3 protein-coding genes and 2 pseudogenes are annotated in these 4,752 nt (G+C 76.5%); 3 read left to right on the forward strand and 2 right to left on the reverse strand.

The features are described from left to right. From RIF68_RS27755 to RIF68_RS27765, 3 genes and pseudogenes are all read left to right on the forward strand, one after another. Window positions 1–622: pseudogene (locus tag RIF68_RS27755) on the forward strand (hypothetical protein); the annotation flags it as partial. Window positions 623–835: 213 nt separating this feature from the next. Then, on the forward strand, window positions 836–1,501 hold the full coding sequence (locus RIF68_RS27760; RefSeq protein WP_309054042.1) for a class F sortase: 666 nt from the start codon (window positions 836–838) through the stop codon (window positions 1,499–1,501). Window positions 1,502–1,536: 35 nt separating this feature from the next. After that, window positions 1,537–2,199, forward strand: coding sequence for a PH domain-containing protein (locus RIF68_RS27765; RefSeq protein WP_309054043.1), 663 nt, complete (start codon window positions 1,537–1,539; stop codon window positions 2,197–2,199). Window positions 2,200–2,293: 94 nt separating this feature from the next. Here RIF68_RS27765 and RIF68_RS27770 read toward each other — a convergent pair whose 3' ends face one another. Together RIF68_RS27770 and RIF68_RS27775 are read right to left on the reverse strand one after the other, a co-directional pair. Continuing rightward, on the reverse strand, window positions 2,294–3,946 hold the full coding sequence (locus RIF68_RS27770) for a phospho-sugar mutase (RefSeq protein WP_309054044.1): 1,653 nt from the start codon (window positions 3,944–3,946) through the stop codon (window positions 2,294–2,296). A gap of 354 nt (window positions 3,947–4,300) precedes the next feature. Then, window positions 4,301–4,752: pseudogene (locus RIF68_RS27775) on the reverse strand (purine-nucleoside phosphorylase); the annotation flags it as partial.

Below are 4,752 nucleotides of genomic sequence, written 5' to 3' on the forward strand. Positions count from 1 at the left end.
GGAGGACGGCGGGTTCGCCGCCTACGTGCCCGGCTCGGCGCGGCAGGCCGCCCCGCAGCTGCTCTCCGGCGTCCCCGCCCCGGCCGCCGGCACTCCGGTCGTCATCGGCGAGTGCACCGTCCGCCAGGACATCCCCTCCGTCTTCGCGCAGCTGACCGTGACGCTCACCCACGACCTGGAGAAGGGCCCCAGGGCCGTACTCAAGGACGAGCAGGGCAAGCCGGTCGTCACCGTCGACCGCGCCCACCCCGCCGACACCGGCCACGGTCTGACCATCTCCGGCGCCCACACCCTCACCCCGAAGCTCGGCCAGCGCACCCAGGGCGGCGGCACCCCGTACACCTGGACCGCCTTCCCGAAGCTGCCGAAGGGCTGTGAGAAGCCCGCCTCCTCCACGACCCGCCCGGCCACGGGCACGCCCGGCACGGCCACGGGTACGGGCACCTCCGCCACCGGCGGCCAGACCTCCGTCATCCCGAAGGGCGGCGTCGCGGCCGGTGCCGAGCCCGGCACCGCGGGCGACTCCACCGCTCTCGTCGCCACCGGCGCGGGAGCGGCCTCGCTCGCCGCCGCGGGCCTCGGCTTCCTCGTCGTCCGCCGCCGCGCGGCGGCTCGCGTCTGACGGACGGGGGCGGGCGGCTCCGTCCGGCGCCCCACCGGTCCTGGCCCGCGCCGGGGCCCCGGTCCGGCACGTGACCGGTCCACCGCCCCGCGACCCCCACCCCGCATCCACGCCTCCCCGCCCCTTGACCCGAGCGGGAGCACCACCCCACCCCACCCGGGCCGGTCGCCGCACCCCGTGGCGGCCGGCCCCGTCCGTCCGGAGCCGCGCCCCGTGAAGCCCGCCCGCCTCACCCGTCACCCCGCCCGCCCCCGTACCGCCCCGCTCGTCACGGCGGCCGCTCTCGCCGTGGTCACCGCGCTGGCAGGCTGTTCGGCCGGGTCCGGCGGCGAGGGCACGCCGCCGCCCCGCGTCGTCGAGGCCTCGGCGCCCGCGCCGGCGGCGGAGGCCGCCTCCGTCCGGCCGCTCGCCCGCTCGCTGCCCGTCCGCGTCCGGATGCCGTCCACCGGCGTCGACACCGGCCCCGGCGGGCCGGTCCTCCGCCTCGGACTCGCCGCCGACGGCACGGTCGAGGTGCCCCCGGAGGCGGAGGCCGACCGCATCGGCTGGTACGAGAAGGGCGTCACGCCCGGGGAGACCGGCCCCGCCGTCCTCATCGGCCACTTCGACACCGCGCGCGGTCCCGCCGTCCTCAAGGACGTCGTCAAGGCCCGCGTGGGCGACGAGATCACCGTGACCAGGGCCGACGGCACGGACGCCGTCTTCCGCGTCCGCGAGCTGGAGCAGGTCGACAAGAAGACCTTCCCGACGGCGAAGGTCTACGGCGACACCGCCCGCCCCGAGCTGCGCCTCATCACCTGCGGCGGCGAACTGACCGGCGGCCACCGCCCCGACAACATCATCCTGTACGCGGATCTGGTGGCCGCGCGGGCCGCCTGAGCCCCCGCCCGGCCCGCTGAGGCACAATCTCCGGCATGACGACCCCCGAGCAGCCGTCCGAGCCGGACCGCGAGCCGCGCCCCGCGCCGAGCCAGGACCGGCCGAGCGCCGAGCCGCAGTACGCCGACCGCGCCTACCGCTCCCCCCTGGGGATCGCGGGCGGGGTCTTCCTGCTGCTCCTCGCGTGCCTCTTCGCCGGGGACGCGGTGCTGCGCGGCGAGGGCCGCACGCCCTGGCTGGCGCTCGCCGGACTCCTCCTGGCCGTGCCGCTGATCGTCGCCTTCACCATCCGGCCGGTGGTGTACGCCAACGCCGACCGGCTCCGGGTCCGCAACCCCTTCCGGACGATCACCCTGCCGTGGAGCGCCGTCGCCGACGTCCGCGCCGGCTACTCCAGCGAGGTGTTCACCCAGGAGGGCGCCAAGTACCAGCTGTGGGCCGTCCCCGTCTCGCTGCGCAAGCGCAAGAAGGCGGCCCGCCTCGGGGCCCGTGCCGCGGGGGAAGCCGCCGGGTCCTTCGACTCCGCCGGCCGGGCCGCCCCCACCGACCGGGCCATCGCCGAGCTGCGGGAGATGGCCGAGGCCGGCACCGGCCGGCCGGGCGCGCAGGGCGGGCCCGAGGTGCGCTGGGCGTACGAGATCCTCGCCCCGGCCGTGGCCGGAGCGGTCCTCCTCGTGATCCTCAAGGCGACCGGCTGACCCGCACCCGGCCGGGCTCATGCCGGAGGGCCGGTACGGCCATCGCTTCCGTACCGGCCCTGTGTGCCGTCCCGCGCCGGCCGGGGCGCGGCGGTCAGAGACCGGCCGCCTCCGCCAGGTCCCGCTTCAGCGCGGCGAGCACCTCGGCGCCCTTCGCCCGCGCCGCCGGGAGCCCGCCGGCGTCCGCCACCGGGACGACGACCTCCAGGTAGCACTTCAGCTTGGGCTCCGTACCGGACGGGCGGACGATCACCCGGGCCTTGTGGTCGCCCTCCAGGTGGTACCGCAGCCCGTCCGTCGGCGGCAGCGACCCCGTGCCCTTGGTCAGGTCCTCCGCCGACACGACCGTCAGGCCCGCGAGCCGCACCGGGGGCCGCTCGCGCAGCGCCGCCATGGCGTTCGCGATGACGCTCAGGTCCTGGACGCGCACCGACAGCTGGTCGGTGGCGTGCAGGCCGTGCTCCACCGCCAGGTCGTCGAGCAGGTCGGTCAGCGTCCGGCCCCGCTCCTTCAGCTCGGAGGCCAGCTCGGCGATCGCCAGCGCCGCCGTGATGCCGTCCTTGTCGCGGACGCCCTCCGGGTCGACGCAGTAGCCGAGCGCCTCCTCGTAGCCGTACCGCAGCCCCTCGACGCGCGCGATCCACTTGAAGCCGGTCAGCGTCTCCTCGTACCCGACCCCGGCGGCGTCGGCGATCCGGCCGAGCAGCGAGGACGACACGATCGACTCGGCGAAGACACCCCGGGCACCCTTGCCCACCAGGTGCGCGGCGAGCAGCGCGCCCACCTCGTCACCGCGGAGCATCCGCCAGCCGCCCTCGGCGTGCGCGTCGGGCACGGCCACGGCGCAGCGGTCCGCGTCCGGGTCGTTGGCGATCACGATGTCCGGGTCCACGGCCCGGGCCGCCTCGAAGGCCAGGTCCATGGCCCCCGGCTCCTCCGGGTTCGGGAAGGCGACCGTCGGGAACGCCGGGTCCGGGTCTGCCTGCTCGGCGACGAGCGCCGGCGGCGGGAAGCCGTGCCGGGCGAAGGCGGCCGTCAGGACCTCCTTGCCGACGCCGTGCATGGCCGTGTAGACGGTCCGCACCGTCCGGGCCGAGCCCGGGGACAGAACGGCGTCCGTGCGCTCCAGGTAGGCCTCCAGGACCTCGTCGCCCAGCGTCTCCCAGCCCTCCGACGGGCGGGGCACGTCCTCCAGCGAGCGCACGGCGGCGATCTCCGCGGCGATCTCCGCGTCCGCCGGCGGCACGATCTGCGAGCCGTCGCCCAGGTAGACCTTGTAGCCGTTGTCGCGCGGCGGGTTGTGGCTCGCGGTCACCTCGACGCCCGCGACGGCGCCCAGGTGCCTTATGGCGTACGCCAGGACGGGCGTCGGCAGCGGGCGGGGCAGCAGCGCGGCGCGCAGCCCGGCGCCCGTCATCACGGCGGCGGTGTCGCGGGCGAAGTCGGCCGACTTGTAGCGGGCGTCGTAGCCGATCACGACGAGGCCGTCCCCCTGGCCCTTGGCCTTCAGGTACGCGGCCAGGCCGGCGGCGGCCCGGATCACGACGGAGCGGTTCATGCGCATGGGACCGGCGCCCAGCTCGCCGCGGAGCCCGGCGGTGCCGAACTGCAGCGTGCCGCTGAAGCGCGCGGTCAGCTCCTCGTGCTCGCCGGCCTCGATGAGCCGGGCGAGTTCCTCGCGGGTCTCGCTGTCGGGGTCCTCTGCGAGCCAGGCCTGGGCCCGGGCGAGGAGGTCGTCCTGCGTCACGGTGATGTGCCTTTCGGATGTACGGACGTAAGCGGGCGGGCGTCTTCTTTTCCCCGCCCCGCGCCTTCCCGTAACCGGCGGGTCCACCCGGGACCTTGGTCCCGGCCGAAACCGGCCCCTGGAGCGGTGAACCGTTTCCTCGGCGCCGCCGCTCCCCGCCGCGCGGGTCGCACGAGGCGGGTGGCCGGTCCGGGTGATCCGGACCGGCCACCCGGACCGTGGCGCCGCGCGCCGCCCCGCGCACCACGCCCAGGAACCCCGGCCCGCGCCGGACCGCACGGGGCCGGGGCGGAGGGGAAGGAACCCGCCCGGCCGGCGGACCCGCCCCGGGCGGGGCGGGGCGGGAGGAGGGGATCAGATGCGGTCGAGCACCCGGGTGAGGAGCTCGCCCATGCGGGCGGCCGAGTCGCGGCCCGCCTGGAGGACCTCCTCGTGGTTCAGCGGCTCGCCCGAGAGGCCCGCCGCCAGGTTGGTGACCAGGGAGATGCCCAGGACCTCGGCGCCCGCCTCGCGGGCCGCGATGGCCTCCAGGACCGTGGACATGCCGACCAGGTCGCCGCCCAGGACGCGGACCATGTTGATCTCGGCCGGGGTCTCGTAGTGCGGCCCGGGGAACTGGACGTAGACGCCCTCCTCCAGGGTCTCGTCGACCTCCTTGCACAGCGCGCGCAGCCGCGGCGAGTACAGGTCGGTGAGGTCCACGAAGTTCGCGCCGACGATCGGCGAGGCGGCCGTCAGGTTGATGTGGTCGCTGATCAGGACCGGCTGGCCGGGGCGCATGCCCTCGCGCAGGCCGCCGCAGCCGT

This window comes from Streptomyces sp. (assembly GCF_031178505.1).
Taxonomy (GTDB): Bacteria; Actinomycetota; Actinomycetes; order Streptomycetales; family Streptomycetaceae; genus Streptomyces; species Streptomyces gulbargensis.